The organism is Amycolatopsis circi (assembly GCF_003385235.1).
Lineage (GTDB): Bacteria > Actinomycetota > Actinomycetes > Mycobacteriales > Pseudonocardiaceae > Amycolatopsis > Amycolatopsis circi.
Genome location: NZ_PQIA01000104.1, coordinates 1 through 18,925 on the forward strand (window position 1 = coordinate 1; position 18,925 = coordinate 18,925).

Annotated in this window: 12 protein-coding genes; 6 read left to right on the forward strand and 6 right to left on the reverse strand. The window is 67.3% G+C overall.

Annotated features, from left to right (window positions below; genetic code table 11):
- Window positions 1-77: 77 nt before the first annotated feature.
- A complete protein-coding gene (aroQ, locus tag D0D37_RS33240) occupies window positions 78-524 on the reverse strand; it encodes a gamma subclass chorismate mutase AroQ (RefSeq protein WP_208720262.1) in 447 nt (148 codons plus the stop codon).
- A 962-nt stretch (window positions 525-1,486) separates the two neighbouring features.
- On the opposite strand from aroQ, the gene rpoB reads away from it, so the two are divergent.
- The 3 genes from rpoB (at window position 1,487) to D0D37_RS33255 (ending at window position 9,760) form a co-directional block, all read left to right on the forward strand.
- Entirely contained in the window at window positions 1,487-4,990 is a 3,504-nt protein-coding gene (gene rpoB, locus D0D37_RS33245; RefSeq protein ID WP_116204564.1) for a DNA-directed RNA polymerase subunit beta, read from the forward strand.
- Window positions 4,991-5,080: 90 nt separating this feature from the next.
- Window positions 5,081-8,992, forward strand: coding sequence for a DNA-directed RNA polymerase subunit beta' (locus D0D37_RS33250; RefSeq protein WP_116204565.1), 3,912 nt, complete (start codon window positions 5,081-5,083; stop codon window positions 8,990-8,992).
- Between the two features lie 129 nt (window positions 8,993-9,121).
- Entirely contained in the window at window positions 9,122-9,760 is a 639-nt protein-coding gene (locus tag D0D37_RS33255; RefSeq protein WP_244223768.1) for a zinc ribbon domain-containing protein, read from the forward strand.
- 14 nt (window positions 9,761-9,774) lie between these two features.
- On the opposite strand, the gene D0D37_RS33260 is transcribed toward D0D37_RS33255, so the two are convergent.
- From D0D37_RS33260 to D0D37_RS33280, 5 genes are all read right to left on the reverse strand, one after another.
- On the reverse strand, window positions 9,775-10,215 hold the full coding sequence (locus D0D37_RS33260) for a hypothetical protein (protein ID WP_116204566.1): 441 nt from the start codon (window positions 10,213-10,215) through the stop codon (window positions 9,775-9,777).
- A gap of 120 nt (window positions 10,216-10,335) precedes the next feature.
- Window positions 10,336-11,814, reverse strand: coding sequence for a hypothetical protein (locus tag D0D37_RS33265; RefSeq protein WP_116204567.1), 1,479 nt, complete (start codon window positions 11,812-11,814; stop codon window positions 10,336-10,338).
- Between the two features lie 133 nt (window positions 11,815-11,947).
- Complete coding sequence (locus tag D0D37_RS33270) at window positions 11,948-13,111, reverse strand: hypothetical protein (protein ID WP_116204568.1); 1,164 nt, start codon at window positions 13,109-13,111, stop codon at window positions 11,948-11,950.
- A gap of 13 nt (window positions 13,112-13,124) precedes the next feature.
- Window positions 13,125-13,460, reverse strand: a complete 336-nt coding sequence (locus D0D37_RS33275; protein ID WP_116204569.1) for a hypothetical protein — start codon at window positions 13,458-13,460, stop codon at window positions 13,125-13,127.
- Window positions 13,457-14,038 carry a YbaB/EbfC family nucleoid-associated protein gene (locus tag D0D37_RS33280; RefSeq protein ID WP_116204570.1) on the reverse strand — a complete coding sequence of 194 codons (582 nt, stop codon included), beginning with the start codon at window positions 14,036-14,038 and terminating at the stop codon, window positions 13,457-13,459. The genes D0D37_RS33275 and D0D37_RS33280 overlap by 4 nt, the downstream gene beginning before the upstream one ends.
- 630 nt (window positions 14,039-14,668) lie before the next feature.
- Here D0D37_RS33280 and D0D37_RS33290 point away from each other — a divergent pair.
- From D0D37_RS33290 to D0D37_RS33300, 3 genes are all read left to right on the forward strand, one after another.
- Window positions 14,669-16,531, forward strand: a complete 1,863-nt coding sequence (locus D0D37_RS33290) for a selenium-binding family protein (RefSeq protein WP_244223769.1) — start codon at window positions 14,669-14,671, stop codon at window positions 16,529-16,531.
- A 100-nt stretch (window positions 16,532-16,631) separates the two neighbouring features.
- Window positions 16,632-18,392: a hypothetical protein gene (locus tag D0D37_RS33295; RefSeq protein ID WP_116204572.1), complete on the forward strand. Its 1,761-nt coding sequence runs from the start codon at window positions 16,632-16,634 to the stop codon at window positions 18,390-18,392.
- Between the two features lie 49 nt (window positions 18,393-18,441).
- Complete coding sequence (locus tag D0D37_RS33300; protein WP_116204573.1) at window positions 18,442-18,924, forward strand: hypothetical protein; 483 nt, start codon at window positions 18,442-18,444, stop codon at window positions 18,922-18,924.
- The last annotated feature ends 1 nt before the right edge of the window (window position 18,925 follow it).

Genomic DNA, 18,925 nt, shown 5'->3' on the forward strand with positions numbered 1-18,925 from the left:
GGGCGGGCCGTGTCGTACCAGGCCTGTTGGCGGGGTGGCTCGTGAGTGCCTATCCCGGTTAGAACCGGGATTGCCACTCACGAGCGCCGCTGGGCCAGCGTGCGGTAAGCCGTCCGGAGTGGGTCCTGCTTCAGCTCGTCCGGCGTTTCCGGCGGCGCGAGGGGTTCCGGGCCAGTCTCGGCGAGCCGGTTCAGCAGAGCGACCGTCAGACCGTCCAATTCGGCCCGCAGCACGGACAGGTCCGGCCCGCCCTCGGGCCGCTCGCCGGGCTGCTCGGTCCAGTGCGCGAAGAGCCGGTGCTGAACCTGCTTGCTGGCCGCGATCTGATCTTCGAGGAAGCTGGCCGCGAAGTCTGGGTCGAGGCCGATCTCGCGGGCGAGGCCGCGGACGCGCGCCAGTTCCCGCTGCTCGCGGACAGGATCGTCGACCGGCCGCCCAGCCCCGAACTTCGCGGCGGCGACCTGCTCGCTGATCGCCAGCCTGCGCAGGACGAGAGCGGAAAGCGACGCGTCGGGTTCCGGCATCATGCGCACCTCCCGGGAGTTCGGCCCCGCCCAGTTGATCACCGGGACCGTGCCGCTGCCAACCGCCGCTTCCCGCCGGACGCAACACCGAATGCCAGGGACCTAAGGCGGCGCTGTGGGTGCGGTTCGAAGTGCCTGTCCTGGTCGTGGGGGTTTGCTGTCCGTGAGGGGAACCCTGAGGGACTCAGAGTCCCTCAGGGTTCCCCTCACGGACGCGCGGAAGCGGCTAAGTGGGCATGGGTCGGGCATTTCGGCGGCAGGGGCGTCCTTTGTGGACGGTCGGTAGGCGTGAGGTCGCGCCGCTTAAGTCCCTGGCATTGCGCGCAACCCCTGCCCGGGGGGCCCGGAATCCGGGTTCGAGCTGCCCGAAGTTCCCCTATTCCGTTCTGCCGCTCGGCGCCCGGCCGCTCGCGCAATGTGATCCATCCCGCGCCCGCCGCGCCGGGCGGGAAACCGCTTCCGGAACCGCTCGCGGGGCACCGACCTGCACCGCCGCCGCACCGACCTGCGCGGCGGCTCGCGAGTACCCAGCGGTAACCGGGATGCCGGACAAGACGGTCACCCTGCGCTGTCCCCCTTCGACGCTGCGCCAACCGGCGGGACCGCCGCGCGGCATCTTGACTCCAAAGCCGCGTGGGTTCACGCTTACTGCCAACGGTCACGGCCGGGGAACGCGAACCTTGCGGGAGGGGCGCGAAAACCCGGGCGAACCGGGAGCCGAAGGACGCAGTGAAGCTCAGGGAGACGCACTGCCCCAAGGTGACGCGATGCAGGCTGGGCCCCGTCGGGAGCGCCCCCTGGACAGACCGCGTCATGGGGGCTAGACTGCTTCTTTGCGCTGCCCTCTTTCAGGCTGCCCGGAGCCGGTAGTTAGGATAGTGGGCACACGGCACCCCTGACAGTCCGCGACAGCTGTTGCCATCGCGGCTGCTCACCGCTCATTGTCCCCGGAAGGACGCATCTTGGCAGTCTCTCCCGCGAACCAGGCCACTGCTGCGACCACCTCGGCTGAATCCCGCGCGCAGGCCACGGGAATCCCCGGAGCGCCCAAGCGGGTCTCCTTCGCGAAGATCCGCGAGCCACTCTCCACCCCGAACCTGCTTGACGTCCAGATCCAGTCGTTCCAGTGGTTCACCGGCAACGAGGCGTGGTTCGAGCGCCGCGTCAACGAAGGCGAAGAAAGCCCGGTCGGCGGCCTGGAAGAAGTCCTCAACGAGATCTCGCCGATCGAGGACTTCTCGGGCTCGATGTCCCTCTCCTTCTCCGCTCCGCGCTTCGACGAGGTCAAGGCCTCGATCGAGGAGTGCAAGGACAAGGACATGACGTACGCGGCCCCGCTGTTCGTCACCGCCGAGTTCGTCAACAACAACACTGGCGAGATCAAGAGCCAGACGGTCTTCCTGGGCGACTTCCCGGTGATGACCGACAAGGGCACCTTCATCATCAACGGGACCGAGCGGGTCGTCGTTTCCCAGCTGGTGCGTTCTCCGGGTGTGTACTTCGACAGCAGCGTCGACAAGACGACCGACAAGGACGTCTTCAGCGTGCGCGTGATCCCGAGCCGCGGCGCGTGGCTCGAGTTCGACGTGGACAAGCGCGACACCGTCGGCGTCCGCATCGACCGCAAGCGCCGCCAGCCGGTCACCGTGCTGCTGAAGGCGCTGGGCTGGTCCACCGAGGCGATCCGCGAGCGCTTCTCGTTCTCCGAGACGCTGCTGGCCACCCTCGAGAAGGACCACACCGCCGGCACCGACGAGGCGCTGCTCGACATCTACCGCAAGCTGCGCCCGGGCGAACCGCCCACGAAGGAGAGCGCGCAGACGCTGCTGGAGAACCTGTTCTTCAAGCCGAAGCGCTACGACCTGGCCAAGGTCGGCCGCTACAAGGTCAACAAGAAGCTCGGTCTCGACTCGACGTACGACACCGGCACGCTGACCGAAGAGGACATCGTCTCGGCCATCGAGTACCTGGTCCGGCTGCACGCCGGCGAGGACAAGATGACCAGTTCCGCCGGCGTCGAGGTGCCGGTCGAGACCGACGACATCGACCACTTCGGCAACCGCCGCCTGCGCACCGTCGGCGAGCTGATCCAGAACCAGATCCGGGTCGGCCTCTCCCGTACCGAGCGCGTCGTGCGCGAGCGCATGACCACCCAGGACGTCGAAGCGATCACGCCGCAGACCCTGATCAACATCCGCCCGATCGGCGCGGCGATCAAGGAGTTCTTCGGCACCTCGCAGCTGTCGCAGTTCATGGACCAGAACAACCCGCTGTCGGGCCTGACGCACAAGCGTCGTCTTTCGGCCCTCGGCCCGGGCGGTCTGTCCCGTGAGCGCGCCGGCATGGAGGTCCGCGACGTCCACCCGTCGCACTACGGCCGGATGTGCCCGATCGAGACGCCGGAAGGCCCGAACATCGGCCTGATCGGCTCGCTGTGCTCCTACGCGCGGGTCAACCCGTTCGGCTTCATCGAGACGCCGTACCGCAAGGTCGTCGAGGGCCAGGTCACCGACCAGGTCGACTACCTGACCGCGGACGAGGAAGACCGCTACGTCAAGGCGCAGGCCAACGCGCCGCTGACCGAGGACAGCCACTTCGAAGAGGAGAAGGTCCTCGGCCGCCGCAAGGGCGGCGAGGTCGAGCTGATCGACCCGCTCGAGATCGACTACATGGACGTGTCGCCGCGGCAGATGGTCTCCGTCGCCACCGCGATGATCCCGTTCCTGGAGCACGACGACGCGAACCGCGCGCTGATGGGCGCGAACATGCAGCGGCAGGCTGTTCCGCTGCTGCGCAACCAGGCTCCGTACGTGGGCACCGGCGTGGAACTGCGCGCCGCGGTCGACGCCGGGGACGTCCTGGTCGCCGAGCAGGCCGGCGTGGTCGAGGAGCTGTCCGCGGACATCATCACGATCATGCACGACGACGGCACGCGGAAGAGCTACGGACTGTACAAGTTCCGCCGCTCCAACCACGGCACGTGCTTCAACCACCGGCCGATCGTCAACGAGGGAGACCGGGTCGAGCAGGGCCAGGTCATCGCCGACGGCCCGTCCACCGAGAACGGTGAGATGGCGCTCGGCAAGAACCTCCTCGTCGCGGTCATGCCGTGGGAGGGCCACAACTACGAGGACGCGATCATCCTCTCCGAGCGCCTGGTGCAGGACGACGTGCTGACGTCGATCCACATCGAGGAGCACGAGATCGACGCCCGCGACACCAAGCTGGGCGCCGAGGAGATCACCCGGGACATCCCGAACGTCTCCGAGGAGGTCCTGGCCGACCTCGACGAGCGCGGCATCATCCGCATCGGTGCCGAGGTCCGCGACGGCGACATCCTGGTCGGCAAGGTCACGCCGAAGGGCGAGACCGAGCTGACCCCGGAGGAGCGCCTGCTCCGCGCGATCTTCGGCGAGAAGGCGCGCGAGGTCCGCGACACCTCGCTGAAGGTGCCGCACGGCGAGACCGGCAAGGTCATCGGCATCCGGGTGTTCTCCCGCGAGGACGACGACGAGCTGCCCCCGGGCGTCAACGAGCTGGTCCGCGTCTATGTGGCCCAGAAGCGCAAGATCCAGCCGGGCGACAAGCTCGCCGGCCGGCACGGCAACAAGGGTGTCATCGGCAAGATCCTGCCGGTCGAGGACATGCCGTTCATGGAGGACGGCACCCCGGTCGACATCATCCTGAACACCCACGGTGTGCCGCGACGGATGAACATCGGCCAGATCCTCGAGCTGCACCTGGGCTGGCTGGCCTCGCAGGGCTGGACGATCGAGGGCAACCCGGACTGGGCGAAGAACCTGTCCGAGGAGCTCTACGACGTCGCGCCGAACACGAACACCGCGACCCCGGTGTTCGACGGCGCGAAGGAAGAGGAGCTCACTGGCCTCCTCGGGGCGACCAAGCCGAACCGCGACGGCGAGCGCATGGTCAAGGAGAACGGCAAGGCCACGCTGTTCGACGGCCGCTCCGGCGAGCCGTACCCGTACCCGGTGTCGGTCGGCTACATGTACATCCTGAAGCTGCACCACCTGGTCGACGACAAGATCCACGCCCGCTCCACCGGCCCGTACTCGATGATCACCCAGCAGCCGCTGGGCGGCAAGGCGCAGTTCGGCGGCCAGCGCTTCGGCGAGATGGAGTGCTGGGCGATGCAGGCCTACGGCGCGGCTTACACGCTGCAGGAACTGCTCACGATCAAGTCGGACGACGTGGTCGGCCGCGTCAAGGTGTACGAGGCGATCGTGAAGGGGGAGAACATCCCCGAGCCGGGCATCCCGGAGTCGTTCAAGGTGCTCCTCAAGGAGCTCCAGTCGCTGTGCCTCAACGTCGAGGTGCTCTCCAGCGACGGCGCGGCGATCGAGATGCGCGACTCCGACGACGAGGACCTCGAGCGCGCAGCGGCGAACCTCGGCATCAACCTGTCCCGCAACGAGTCGCCCTCGGTGGACGACGTCGTGCACTGATTCGGTGTCGAGCCGGGATCTGCCTCCCGCGGATCCCGGCTCCACCGCCGACCCCTCCTCTAGCCGAATCAACCCCAAGGGGATCTAGACGTGCTGGACGTCAACTTTTTCGATGAGCTCCGGATTGGCCTCGCCACCGCCGACGACATCCGTCAGTGGTCCTTCGGCGAGGTCAAGAAGCCGGAGACCATCAACTACCGGACCCTCAAGCCGGAGAAGGACGGGCTCTTCTGCGAGAAGATCTTCGGTCCGACCCGGGACTGGGAGTGCTACTGCGGCAAGTACAAGCGCGTCCGGTTCAAGGGCATCATCTGCGAGCGCTGCGGCGTCGAGGTCACTCGCGCCAAGGTGCGCCGTGAGCGGATGGGCCACATCGAGCTGGCCGCGCCGGTCACCCACATCTGGTACTTCAAGGGCGTTCCGTCGCGCCTTGGCTACCTGCTGGACCTGGCGCCCAAGGACCTCGAGAAGATCATCTACTTCGCGGCCTACGTGATCACCGGCGTGAACACCGAGCTGCGGCACAACGACCTGCCGACCCTCGAGAACGAGATCGGCGTCGAGCGCAAGAACCTCGAGACGAAGCGCGACTCCGACATCGAGGCCCGCGCGCAGAAGCTGGAAGCCGACCTCGCCGAGCTGGAGGCGGAGGGCGCGAAGTCCGACGTGCGCCGCAAGGTCAAGGAGGGCGGCGAGCGCGAGATGCGCCAGCTGCGCGACCGCGCCGGCCGCGAGCTGGACCGCCTCGAGGAGGTCTGGACGACCTTCACGAAGCTCGAGCCGCGTCAGCTGATCGCCGACGAGCTGCTCTACCGCGAGCTGATCGACCGGTACGGCGAGTACTTCACCGGCGGCATGGGCGCCGAGGCGATCCAGAAGCTGGCGACCGAGTTCGACGTCGCCGCCGAGGCCGACAACCTGCGCGACACCATCCGCAACGGCAAGGGGCAGAAGAAGCTCCGCGCGCTGAAGCGGCTCAAGGTCGTCGCCGCGTTCCAGGCGACCGGCAACGACCCGCGCGGCATGGTGCTCGACGCCGTCCCGGTCATCCCGCCGGACCTGCGCCCGATGGTGCAGCTCGACGGCGGCCGCTTCGCCACGTCGGACCTGAACGACCTGTACCGCCGCGTGATCAACCGCAACAACCGGTTGAAGCGGCTGATCGACCTCGGCGCGCCCGAGATCATCGTCAACAACGAGAAGCGGATGCTGCAGGAGGCCGTCGACGCGCTGTTCGACAACGGCCGCCGCGGCCGTCCGGTCACGGGCCCGGGCAACCGGCCGCTGAAGTCGCTGTCCGACCTGCTCAAGGGCAAGCAGGGCCGGTTCCGCCAGAACCTGCTCGGCAAGCGCGTTGACTACTCCGGCCGTTCGGTCATCATCGTCGGTCCGCAGCTGAAGCTGCACCAGTGCGGTCTGCCGAAGGACATGGCGCTCGAGCTGTTCAAGCCGTTCGTCATGAAGCGGCTGGTCGACCTGAACCACGCGCAGAACATCAAGTCCGCCAAGCGGATGGTGGAGCGCTCGCGGCCGCAGGTGTGGGACGTGCTCGAAGAGGTCATCACCGGCCACCCGGTGATGCTGAACCGTGCGCCGACCCTGCACCGCCTCGGCATCCAGGCCTTCGAACCGCAGCTGGTCGAGGGCAAGGCCATCCAGCTGCACCCGCTGGTCTGCGAAGCGTTCAACGCGGACTTCGACGGCGACCAGATGGCGGTGCACCTGCCGCTGTCGGCCGAGGCGCAGGCCGAGGCCCGGATCCTGATGCTGTCGGCGAACAACATCCTGTCGCCGGCCTCGGGCCGTCCGCTCGCCATGCCGCGACTGGACATGGTCACCGGTCTGTTCCACCTGACCCGGCTGAACGAGAACGCCGAGGGTGCGGGCAACGCGTACTCCTCGCCCGCCGAGGCGATCATGGCGTTCGACCGCAAGGCGCTGAGCCTGCACGCCCCGGTCAAGATCCGCGTCACCGACCGTTCGCCGGCGAAGGCCGACGAAGCGGCGCTCGCGGAAAAGGGCTGGGAGCCGGGCAAGGCGTGGCTGGCCGAGACGACGCTGGGCCGCGTGCTGTTCAACGACCTGCTGCCGGCGGACTACCCGTTCATCAACGAGCCGATGCCGAAGAAGCGGCAGGCGGCCATCGTGAACGACCTCGCCGAGCGGTACTCGATGACGCAGGTCGCGCAGACGCTGGACAAGCTCAAGGACGCCGGTTTCTACTGGGCGACCCGCTCGGGCGTCACGGTCGCGATCTCGGACGTGCTGACCCCCGTCGGCAAGAAGGCCATTCTCGACGAGTACGAGGGCAAGGCCGACCAGGTCGAGAAGCGCTACCAGCGCGGTCAGCTGTCCCACACCGAGCGCAACAACGAACTCGTCAAGGTGTGGACGCAGGCGACCGAAGAGGTCCACAAGATCATGGAGACGGCGCTGCCGGACGACAACCCGATCGCCATGATCGTGAAGTCGGGCGCGGCGGGCAACATGACGCAGGTCCGTTCGCTGGCCGGTATGCGTGGTCTGGTGTCGAACCCGAAGGGCGAGTACATCCCGCGCCCGATCAAGGCGAACTTCCGTGAGGGCCTGTCGGTGGCGGAGTACTTCATCGCCACGCACGGCGCCCGGAAGGGTCTGGCGGACACCGCGCTGCGTACCGCGGACTCGGGTTACCTGACCCGTCGTCTGGTGGACGTTTCGCAGGACGTCATCGTCCGCGAGGTCGACTGCGGCACCACGCGCGGCATCATGATGCCGATCGGCGAGGACCTCGGCGACGGCAAGGTCGTGCGCGACCAGCACGTCGAGACCTCCGTGTACGCGCGGAACCTCGCGACGGACGCGGTGGACGCCAAGGGCAACGTCGTGCTGAACGCGGGCGACGACGTCGGCGACCCGGCGCTGGACAAGCTCATCTCCAGCGGCATCACCAAGGTGAAGGTCCGCTCGGTGCTGACCTGCGAGTCGGCGGTCGGTGTGTGCGCGACCTGCTACGGCCGTTCGATGGCGACGGGCGAGCTCGTCGACGTCGGCGAGGCGGTCGGCATTGTCGCCGCCCAGTCGATCGGCGAGCCGGGCACGCAGCTGACGATGCGTACGTTCCACCAGGGCGGTGTCGCCGGTGACGACATCACGACCGGTCTGCCCCGTGTCACCGAGCTTTTCGAGGCTCGCGTGCCGAAGGGCAAGGCTCCGATCGCGGACGTCGACGGCCGCGTGCGGATCGAGGAGAGCGAGCGGTTCTGGAAGATCACCCTGATCCCGGACGACGGGTCGGAGGAGATCGTCTTCGACAAGCTGTCCAAGCGGCAGCGGCTCGCGAACACCCCGAGCGGCCCGCTGGGCGACGGCGACCACGTCAACGTCGGCCAGCAGCTGCTCGAAGGCACGCCGGACCCGCACGAGGTCCTGCGCGTCATGGGCCCGCGCGAAGCGCAGATGCACCTCACGGACGAGGTCCAGAAGGTGTACCGGGCGCAGGGTGTGTCGATCCACGACAAGCACATCGAGGTCATCGTGCGGCAGATGCTGCGCCGCGTGACGATCATCGACTCCGGTGCCACGGACTTCCTGCCGGGCGAACTGCCCGAGCGGACGAAGTTCGAGGCGACGAACCGGGCCGCGGTCGCCGAGGGCGGCGAGCCGGCTTCGGGCCGTCCGGTGCTGATGGGCATCACGAAGGCGTCGCTGACCACGGACTCGTGGCTGTCGGCGGCCTCGTTCCAGGAGACCACGCGAGTCCTGACCGACGCGGCCATCAACGGCCGCTCGGACAAGCTCGTGGGCCTCAAGGAGAACGTCATCATCGGTAAGCTCATCCCGGCCGGTACGGGCATCAACAAGTACCGGAACATCCAGGTGCAGCCGACCGAAGAGGCGCGGGTCGCGGCGTACGCGATCCCGTCCTACGACGACGGTTACTACACCCCGGACGTGTTCGGTTCGGGCACCGGCGCCGCGGTTCCGCTGGACGACTACGACTTCGGTCGCGACTTCCGCTGAACCTCGCGTAGCTGAACGAAAAGCCCCCGGTCCTCGTGACCGGGGGCTTTTTCGTCGCGGTGCGTAGCGGGTCCGGAGACGGTACTTGTACGGTCGCGGGCTTCCTTCGGCTGGCTTAAATTCGCGCGCGTGGCTGATGTCGTGCCGTTCACGGACAACTTCTCGGATCTCTCCAACGCCCAGGGCTACCAATTCGAGTTCCGTTGCGAGCGCTGCGGAAACGGATACCGCTCAGCGTTCCAGCGGGACGCGATGGAGACCGGACGCAGCATGTTGCGCGCGGTGGGCTCCTTCTTCGGCGGGACGCTGCAGCAGCTGAGCAGCTCCGCGGACCAGTGGAAATACGACCGAGCGACGAACTCGTCGGCGAAGGACCGCGCGCTGACCGCGGCGGTCGAGGAGATCACCCCGCGCTTCCGCCAATGTCGCGGTTGCAGCGACTGGATGTGCGCGGATCAGTGCTGGAACGAGGAAATCGGCCAGTGCCTGCGCTGCTCGCCGATCGTGGCGGAGGAGATCTCGCGAGCGCAGGCGGCGGCGCAGCGGGATCAGATCTGGGACCAGGCACGCGGGAAGAACTGGACCAAGGACCTGGATCTGGGCACTCGCGCGAAACTCACCTGCCCGGACTGCGGGGTGAAGGTGAACGGCGGGAAGTTCTGCACGGGGTGCGGGAGTTCACTGGCCCCGACTGTCCATTGTGGAGAGTGTGGGAAGGAATCCAAGGCGGGGGCGGTGTTCTGCTCGGATTGCGGACACCGGCTCTGACTCTGGCCCCTGAGCTACGAAATCTGCGGGGTGAGAGTCTTGCGCTCCTTCCGGACTCGGCGCGGCGTGCTGGGGAAGTAGGTGCGCTTGATCAGGAAGAGCCCCGGCAGAACCCAGATCAGCGAGCCAAGGAGATCGGTGACCGCATAACGCGAGCCGAAGCTGGGTTCGTCGGTCGAGTCGACGCGCTTGACCCAGCTCTGCTGGCACCAGCCCCGCCAGGCGAGCAGCGCGGCGACGACCAGCGGTACGCCGTACCAAGCCAGCGGCGACACGGCCATGCTGGCGGAGAACCAATACAGCGTGGTGAAGGAAACCGTTATCCCGCAAAGGGTGTGGAACACCGCTGCCAGGATCGCGCTACGGCGTTCGGCCCAAGAGGCTATCCAGAGCAGAACGAACGCCAGTGCGTAGCCGCCGAAGAAATAGTCAGGGACAATCAGCTCGTCCGTCACGCGGCGACCTTGTCTGTCGAGATTTTCGCGGGTCTCTCTCGAATCGCGAGCCCGCCTTTGTCGGTGGCTTCCCTTGACTTGCCGAGCGCGGTCGAGCACTTCATGACAAATTCTGCTGGCTCAGGCCGTAGCCAGGGCCTCGCGCGTCTTCCGGACCCGGCGCGACGCCCTCGGCCAGTAGGTCGCCTTGACGATCAGCAGACCGAACAGCAACGGGAACAAGCAGGTGAAAATGACTCCCTGCGCGGCCTTGCTGCTCTCGAAGATCGGGCTCCACCACAACGGTCCGAGCTGAACCTTGACGATGTCGCCCACTTCCGGCATTTCCTCGGACCATCGGGTGGTAGCGGTGGATGCGGAGCCGTCGAATACGTAGGTGCCGCGGACTCGAGCGGCGGAGCCCCCGGTGCACTTCCCCGAACTTCCACGACAGACCGGAGCGGCACCGCGATCGATCCAGGTCACCTTCAACTCGACCTCGGTGCCCTGTCCGTTCATGACGAGAAGCGAATTGCTCATCGCGAGGACGGCACTGATGATCATGACCGCCGCGATCAACGAGCGCATCGCCAGCGAAGTGGACGTGACCGGCTGCCGGTCCAGCGCTTCCCGGCGGCGGTTCAGCTTGGTCCGGATGAGCCCGGCCCGTTTGCCGTACCACGCGTCATAGCTTGTTTCGGCGCGCGCGGTCATCCGGCGAAATTCAGCTGCTTCAGTGCTGTTCCACCGGCTGGGCGAGAGCACCGCGGCGAGCAAGGCGAGCCGCCTGCCGTTGCCGAGCATTCGCTCTTCGGTCAGCCCGCCCGCTTCCGCGGTCCACATCGCGTCGTGGTCGAACACGACCTCGTGCACCCGGAACCACAGATCGGCCATGATCATCTCGCGGATCTCTCCGGTGAGCACCTGGCGGGCGAACTCCGGGTCGCTGGTGGTCACCTCGAACCGCCGGTCGAAGTCCGGATCCAGTTCGAACGCCGCCAGTTCCTCGCCGGGCTTCGGCGCACCGGCCTGGTTGCGGGTGATCTTGGCGTCTTCGAGCGGAGTGAAGTGTTCCGGCTCGAAGGCCTTGGTCCGCGGGCTGATCACCAGGGCGGGTCCGGTGGGGATCCGCAGCTCAACGAGGGTGTAGATCCCGTCGACCTGATTGGCGACCGAATCGAGCAGGCCGTCCGGCGCGCCGGACGAGTACTCGACGCCCAGCAGCCGGTGCCCTTGGTGCCCGAACTCCGCGATGCTGCGGGTCTTCGGACGATCGGGTTCGGTGATCGCGACGGTGCGGCCCTGCCGGGGAACAACCCCGAAAGTCGGCTCCCCGACGGCACCCAGCCGTCGGATCCAGAACCGTTGCCGGAAAATCCGCCAGACCGCGAACCCGGCCATCGCGATCGGAATGCACACCCAGCCGATGGCCGGACCGCTGCTCTCGGTCCCGGCGGTCAGCCAGTACAGCGTCGTCCCGAACAGCGCGGCGACGCTGAGTGCTTCGCAGACGACGGTCTTGACCACGCTGCGGCTCTCGAACCGGCCGGCGAGCAACAGCAGGAGCAGTGTCAAGACGTAGCCGCCGACGATGTACCAGGGTTCGAGCAGTGCTGCCATGTCCGCGGCTCCTGTGGGCTGCTCTTCGGCACCCGGGTGAAGAGGTTTTGTGCTGTGGCAGGGCGAGGGTAGTACGCGCCGAACAGGTTTGCTGCCGCGTGCGACACAGGACCGGAGACCTCAGCGCGGCCGGTCAGATGTCGAGGTCGTCCTTGGTTTCTTCGACGCTCTGACCGTTGCCGGGATGATCCCCTTTCAGGTTCGTGATCGCCTTGTCCGTCGCCTTGTACGCCGACTTGGTGGTGTACGCCGAACCCTTGGACAAGTCACCCGGGGCGACACCGGTGGTCGCCTTGACCGTCTCGTCGAAAAACTTGCGGGGGACGCTGGTGAAGACGTCCTTCGCGGCTTGGCTGTATGCGGCGCCCTGGGCGTTCACACCCTTGGCGAATGCTCCGGTGATCGCCTTCTCCTGGCCGGGGGTCATGCCGACCTTGCCGGCCTTGGTGAGCTTCGAGCCCTGCTTGACCAGGTCGTCGCTCCACTTCATGAGGAAGCCCATGAACTTGTCGAGCAGCTTGCCGAGCTTGCCGAGGTGTTTGGTGATCTTGCTGAGCGCGCTCGCCGCTTTCGCGACGGACGCGGCCATCGCACCGGCGACCGACGAGCCGAGGCTCACGATCGACGCCGCCAGCGCGGGCAGCCAGATGTAGATGAGCCAGCTGACCAGTTCCGAGATGATCGCCTTGACGACCTCCTCGATGACGGTCATGACCATCGACCACATCTTCAGGGTGTCGGAGACCGAGCCGGCGGCCGAGCCGATGCCGTTGATGCCCTGGGCGAACTCGGCCAGGGCCTTCTTGGCTGCCTCGCCGCCTTCGCCTTCCCAGTCCTTGAGGGCCTCGTCGCCGGTCTTGACGAAGTCGTCGGCCAGCTTCACGAAACCCGTGCCGATCGCGACGAAGTCTCCTGCCGCCTTCTCCAGCGCGGGACCGTCGCCGGTCACGAAGTGCAACGCGTCGTTGAGCGGCTGGATCAGGTCCAGCAGCATGTTCAAGCCGTTGCTGACCAGCCAGCCCACGGGGTCGAGTGCGAAGCTCGCCATGTCCATCGTCGCCCCGGCGACGAAGCCAGTTCCGTCCTGCAGCAGCTGGCCGCTCGCCGCGGCGATATCGCCGACGCTGTCCGCCTTGGAGAATTTGTCGTAGGCGTTGGAGATGGTGCTTACGCCTTTGCCGATGACCGGCGTATGGGTGGTGGCTTCCTTGGCCTGGTGCAGGCCGTGCTGGAACGCGTTTTCGCCGCTGTGATTGTCGTGGAGCTTCACCCCGTCGGCAATGCTGTCCTGTCCCATGGTTCCCCCCTGCTCAGCGCGGTCCGTCGATCTTTGTCTCGAACTTGCTGAACTTCATGACGGTGTCCTGTTCGTGGCCGTCGTAGATCTCGGCAGCCTTGCTGACCTTGCCCTGGAATGATTCGACGCCAGTCTTCAGAAGTTCGAGCAGCTCCTTCAGGTCGTCGAGCTTGCTTGTGTAGGTTTGCTTGACCGCCAGCCCGATCAATCCCCAGGACTTGTCAGTCACATCGGCGTGGTTGATGAGGTCGCCGAACTTTCCCGCCTCGCCCTTGTACCGGTCGAGTCCGGTGGAGTACTTGGCAAGGGCGGCGGTGTCGACCTTGTGGCCGCCGTTCGTCGGGCTCATCGGTGTCCCTCTTCGTCGTCGAACAAGTTCTTGAGGAACTGGTCGCCCGCCGAGGCCGAGGGCGGCGCCGACGGAGGCGCCTGAGCCGCCCGTCCGTCGTCGCGAAGCAGATCGTTGTTCGCGAAGTCCTCGTCGTCCCGGGTCGGTGCTGCCTCCTGCGGCTGCTCCTCCGGCAGATTGGACTCCAGTTCTTCGACAGTGGTTCCCAAGCCGGCCGCCTGGGCTTCCAGGACCTGGTCGGACACGTTCAACCCGAAGGCCGTGCCCACGTGCTCGTCGACGATCCCGGCCTGCTTGCGAGCGGATTCGGCGACAGCCTTGTGCAGGGTCGCGAGGATCGAGGACGCCAGCTGGTCCGGCTGCTGCCGGAGCGCGTCCGGGGTGAGCCGGAGATCTTTGATCGACCCGCTCGGGCCCGCGACGACGGTGACGGCCCGGTCCGGCGACATCACTTCGGTCTCGAGCGCGTTCAGCTCCTCCTGCATGTCGCCGACTTTCGCGAACTGCGCTTCGGCCTGTTTGAGCTTCGTCTGGAACTTGTCGAACTCCGCGACGAGCCGTTCCATCTCTGCCGACACCGGCGGTCACCCCTTCCCCTGGACCCTCACGTGATGTGCGGATTATGCCGCTTCTGTCAGGTTCGTGCCGCAAGGTCAGGCAATCCGGCCTGGGTGATTCATCGCGGGGCCGGGACGAGAGTTCCCGAAGGTCGGTCACGAAAAGGTAACGAACATATCGGGCGAACAGCCCCTCCCCGGACACCGAAGCGCCGAACAAACTGTGGGCCGAAAGGAGCATCGCAGGTCAACGCCGCCGCTCGAGCCGGTCCAGTGCTGAGGGGCGGGCAACTCGGCCCAGTTCGTGGGATATTCACTCCTTCGGTCGATGTTCCCACGATTGATCACCGCATTGACAGTGCGTGCGGTTCGCCAGAGTATTTCGCGCATGTCCTTTCCGGTTGCCCTCGTGTGGCGTCTTCACGTGGATCTGCGCCAGCAGGCCAGCGCGCTGTGTAGGGATTTCTGACCTTTTCTCCCGGCCGCGTCCGGCTGGTTGATTTCTCTTGCCCCGCAACGGGTTTGTCGTACCCGAGGGGATAAACGCTTTCTCTGTTCGGCGTGGGTTTCGCGCGGGTTTCGTGCTGCCCCGAGAACGGGGGAAGAAGTGCCTTCGCGGGCGCTTCACGGGAACACAAACAGGGAGACACAATGCGATTCAGCTCCTCCTCGGGCGCCCCGCCCCGATGGCGGAAAGCGCTGACCGTCGCCGGTGCGGTGGCGCTCGCGATCGGTGCGGTGACCTACACCGGGTCCAGCACCAGCGCTTACGCCGACGTCCAGGTGGTCACCGACGCCAAAACCGCGTCCGACGGCAAGCAGTACTGGGTGCAGAATCACCTGGTCGGCAAAGACCTTGCCGCGCAAGCGCGTTCCGCGGACGGCACGCCGAAGAAGTGGCTGCTGGTCTGGGCGGGCGACGAGAACATCGCCGACACCGCGGTGAAAGACGTCAAGAACCTCCCGGGTTCGCTTGGCGGCGGGCTCGGCAAGGTCAAGAATGCTTTGCCTGGCCCCGATTTCCTCGCGGTGATCGACGCGACGCAGGGCTCGCCGACGTACGGCAAGGTGGTGAACACCGCGACCGTCGGGCCGCTCGTCGAGAACGAGCCGCACCACATGCAGTACGTGTGGCACAAGGGCGACACGATCTACGCCGGTGCGTTGTTCGCTGCGGCGACGTACGCGTTCGACGTCAGTGCGTTGCCCCAGCTGAAACTCAAGGGCATCAGCCTGCCGACGCAGACGCTCGGCGGGTCTGTGCCCGACGCGTACTGGGTGCTGAAGGACGGCACCGCGTACGGCACGTACATGGGCGGCCCGGTCGTGCCCGGTCCGTACGCGTACCAGGACGGTTCTACGCAGATCGGCAACGGCTTCGCCGGCAGTCCGGGCGAGGTCGTGCACTTCGACAAGAACGCGCAGGTGCTGTCGCAGAATCCGGCGGCGACCCCGCAGGGCGACAACGCGAAGCTGTGCGACAACCTGCCGCAGCTGGGCAAACCGTCCTGTGCGAACCCGCACGGCGTACAGGCGCGCGAGGATCTCAACACTCTCGTCACCAGTGACTACGCCGAACCGCGCAACATCATCCTCGACCCGGTGAAGCAGCCGTCGCCGTATCTGCGCCGTCCGACGATCCGCACCTGGGACATCTCCGACCGCAACCACCCGAAGCTGAAGTCGGTGTCCTATCTGCAGGACGGCCCGCGGGCGAACCCGGCGGACCCGCTGCACTCGGAAAGCCGCGCGGTCATGGAGACCACGGTGACGAACAAACCCGGCCACAAGGGCGCGTTCGCCGAGACCATGCAGGGCGGCGCGATCTTCTACACGCCGGACATCACGGCGAAGGATCCGCACTGGATCGAGGTGTTCGACGACGGCACCGCGGGCAAGCCGATCTACTCGCAGAACGACTCCAACGGCGCCAGCTCCAACGGCGGCTGGCTGCAGACCAGCCCGGACGACCGGTTCCTCTACCACGCGGTGCAGGGCAGGCAGAAGGGCGCGCTCGGTCCGGACGACCCCGGCACCACCGGCGGCGTGTACGTGCTCGACATCCAGAAGCTGGTCGCAGCCGGCGACAAGGTGGAGGACATCAAGGGCCGCGTCGACACCAAGGAAAAGGCGCAGCAGGGCGGCGGGGGAGACCTGCCGACCGTCGTCGGTTCCGCGCCGATCAATCCGGGCGTTCCCGGGGCCGGCCCGCACTGGGGCGCGTACGACAATCTCGCGCTCGGCCAGGACGGTTTGTATCACGAAACCGAGCAGCCGCAGCACATCGCGGTGTCGAACTACTTCGTCGCCCGGTCCGGTTTGGACGGTGACCACAAGGTCAACCTGCTGAACCTGTCGCCGGACGGGAAGGTCGCGGTCGATCAGAACTTCCGTGACGAGTTCACCGGGCAGGTCGGCCTCAACTTCAACCGGAAGTCGTGGCCGCACGGGGACTTCGGCAACGCCAAGCCGCACTCCGAGCTGTTCGTGGTCGCCGACCAGAACGTGAAGTAACTCCCGCTGAACGCGTGCCGTGAAGGACTCCTTGAGGGAATCAGATTCCCTCAAGGGGCCCTTCACGGACCGGCTCCGAAGGCAAGCCCGGAAGGTAGTTATGGATCACCACGTCACTCCGGTCGCCACCGGATCGTCCGGTGTGGACAGTGCCGCGCTGGTGTTGCGGCTGATATTGCTGCTGGCGACGGCATTCCTCGCCGGTACCGGGATTCTGCGTCCGCTCGTCGGTGCGCTGCCGCGCAAGCTGTGGCTCACCACCGGAGCGCTGGGTGTCGGTTCGGCGGTGCTGGCCGCGGTGTCGGCGGCGACGGTCGACGTCAACCTTGTCGCGCTGATCGTCCACGTTGTGCTCGCACTGACGGTGCCGGTGCTGCTGCGGTGGCCCGCGGCGGGTCGGTGGGCTTCGCTCGCGCTGGTCGTGCTCGTGGTGCTGGAAACCTCCGTCGATGGCTCGGGGATCTCCTTCGCCATCGACACCGTGTACGTCGCCGCGGCCGCGCTGTGGTTCGGCGTGACGCTGCTGTCGGCCTGGGCACCGGTGGAGCAGTGGCGCTCGACGCCGTTGCGTGTAGGTCCGCTATCGGTCAGCCTCGCCGGACTGTTGGCGCTCGCGGGCCTCGTGCAACTCGGCGTCTCCGGGGTCGCCTTCGACCGACGGCTGTACGAAACGCTCTTCGGCATCTCGCTGATCGTGGTGGTCCTGCTGCCCGCGGCGGTCACCGTAGCGTCGGCGATCCTGTTGTCCCGCAACGCTTCCATTCGCGGTTACCGCTACGGCGTCGCCGGTGTCGCGCTCGGTTTCGTCGCGTGGAGTGCGCTTGCCGCGGTGCCGCAGCCAGCCCCGCTGCCCGTGCCCGGAGTGCCGGTGCTGGCGGACGCGACAGTCGGCGGCGCGACCGTGCCGGTGCTGGTCAGTCCGCACCGGCCCGGACGCAATCTCGTGCACTTCCCGGCGAGCGCGGGAACGGACCTGTCCGCTGGGGTCGAGGGCGGGATCGTGACCGCCGCGGCGGCGAGGGCCGGTGCGGAAGGCAGCTGGGCCGAGGTCGAACTTCCGCCCGGACGCAGCACTCTCGTCGTGCACAAGGGCGACGCGACCACGACGGTCGACGTCGACGCGGGCACCGAAGCGGGCCCGGCGGTGTCGGACGCGGATGCCCCGGAATGCGCGGAAGCCGCGCTCGGCGGTCTGGTGGCGGAGAAGCGCGACGTGCTGACCAGCTGTCCGGCAGAAGCGTTGTCGCCGGAGGACCGCGGTTCGCTGGTGAAGCTGGTCGAGTTCCTCGCGTCGCGGAAACCGTCGGCGATCACGCTGGTCGAAGACAAGTCGCCGCGTGGGGTGCAGGCCGCGCAGCTCGTCCGCGAGACCGCTGCCCGCGTCGGTCTGCCGGTGCGTCCGGACGCGGCTCCCGACACCGCGTTGGTGGTCGTCTCCGGCTGGAGCGACGGGTACCTCGCGATGAGCCGCGCCGCCGAATCGCAGCGGCTCAAACCGACCCATCAGTTCGGCCTGTACCTCGCGCCGTGGCTGCTCAACGGACCCATCGTCAACACCGTCGCCAGCGCGGCCATGCCGCTGCGCTTCGATCCGCGCGACCAGCTCGCGGTGAGCTACGCGGTGGCCGTCGGCAACAGCTTCGGCGGGGAAAGCCCGTCGCTGGGCGGTTTCCGGACCTGGCTCGGTCCACAGTGGACAGCGGTGAACGGCGAGGTGCAGCTGTTCGCGGCCGCGCAGGTCAACGCGATGCCGATGTACCCGAACGAACCGCACGCGCCCGGCATGCAGGCCGCGCGCGACTACGCCGGGCAATGGATCCCCGACGGAACCATCGTCCCGATCAGCGGCGCGCTCCGCTGACCGCAGTTCCCCGAAAACCCCGAAGTACCCCGAAGAAAGGAAACCCCTGATGAAACGCATTGCCGCCCGGATCCTGTTGCCGCTCGCCGCGGCCGGGGCGTTCGCCGGATTCGCCGGGGGAGCGGCCGACGCCGCCACCCCGGACACCTCCGCCGCCGGTCAGCCCGCTGCTGGCCTGCCCGCTGGCTTGCCCACCTTGCCGACCGGTGCCCTGCCCACCTTGCCGACCGGCGGCCTGCCCTCGCTCCCGACCGGCGGCCTGGCCACCTTGCCGACCTTGCCGACCGGCGCCCTGCCCTCGCTCCCGACGGGCGGCTTGCCGTCCCTCCCGACCGGCGGCCTGCCGTCGCTGCCCTCCCTGCCGAACCTGCCCGCCCCAGGCCTCCCCGGCGTCCCAGGAGCACCGACCGGCGGCGGACCGTCGGTCTGGGTCGTCCCCGGCCTCGACGCGGGCAGCCTGCTCGGCCCGACCACCCAAGCCCCGGCCCAGCTCCTCGCGCCGGTGTTCAACCTCGTCACCGCCGTTTCCTGAG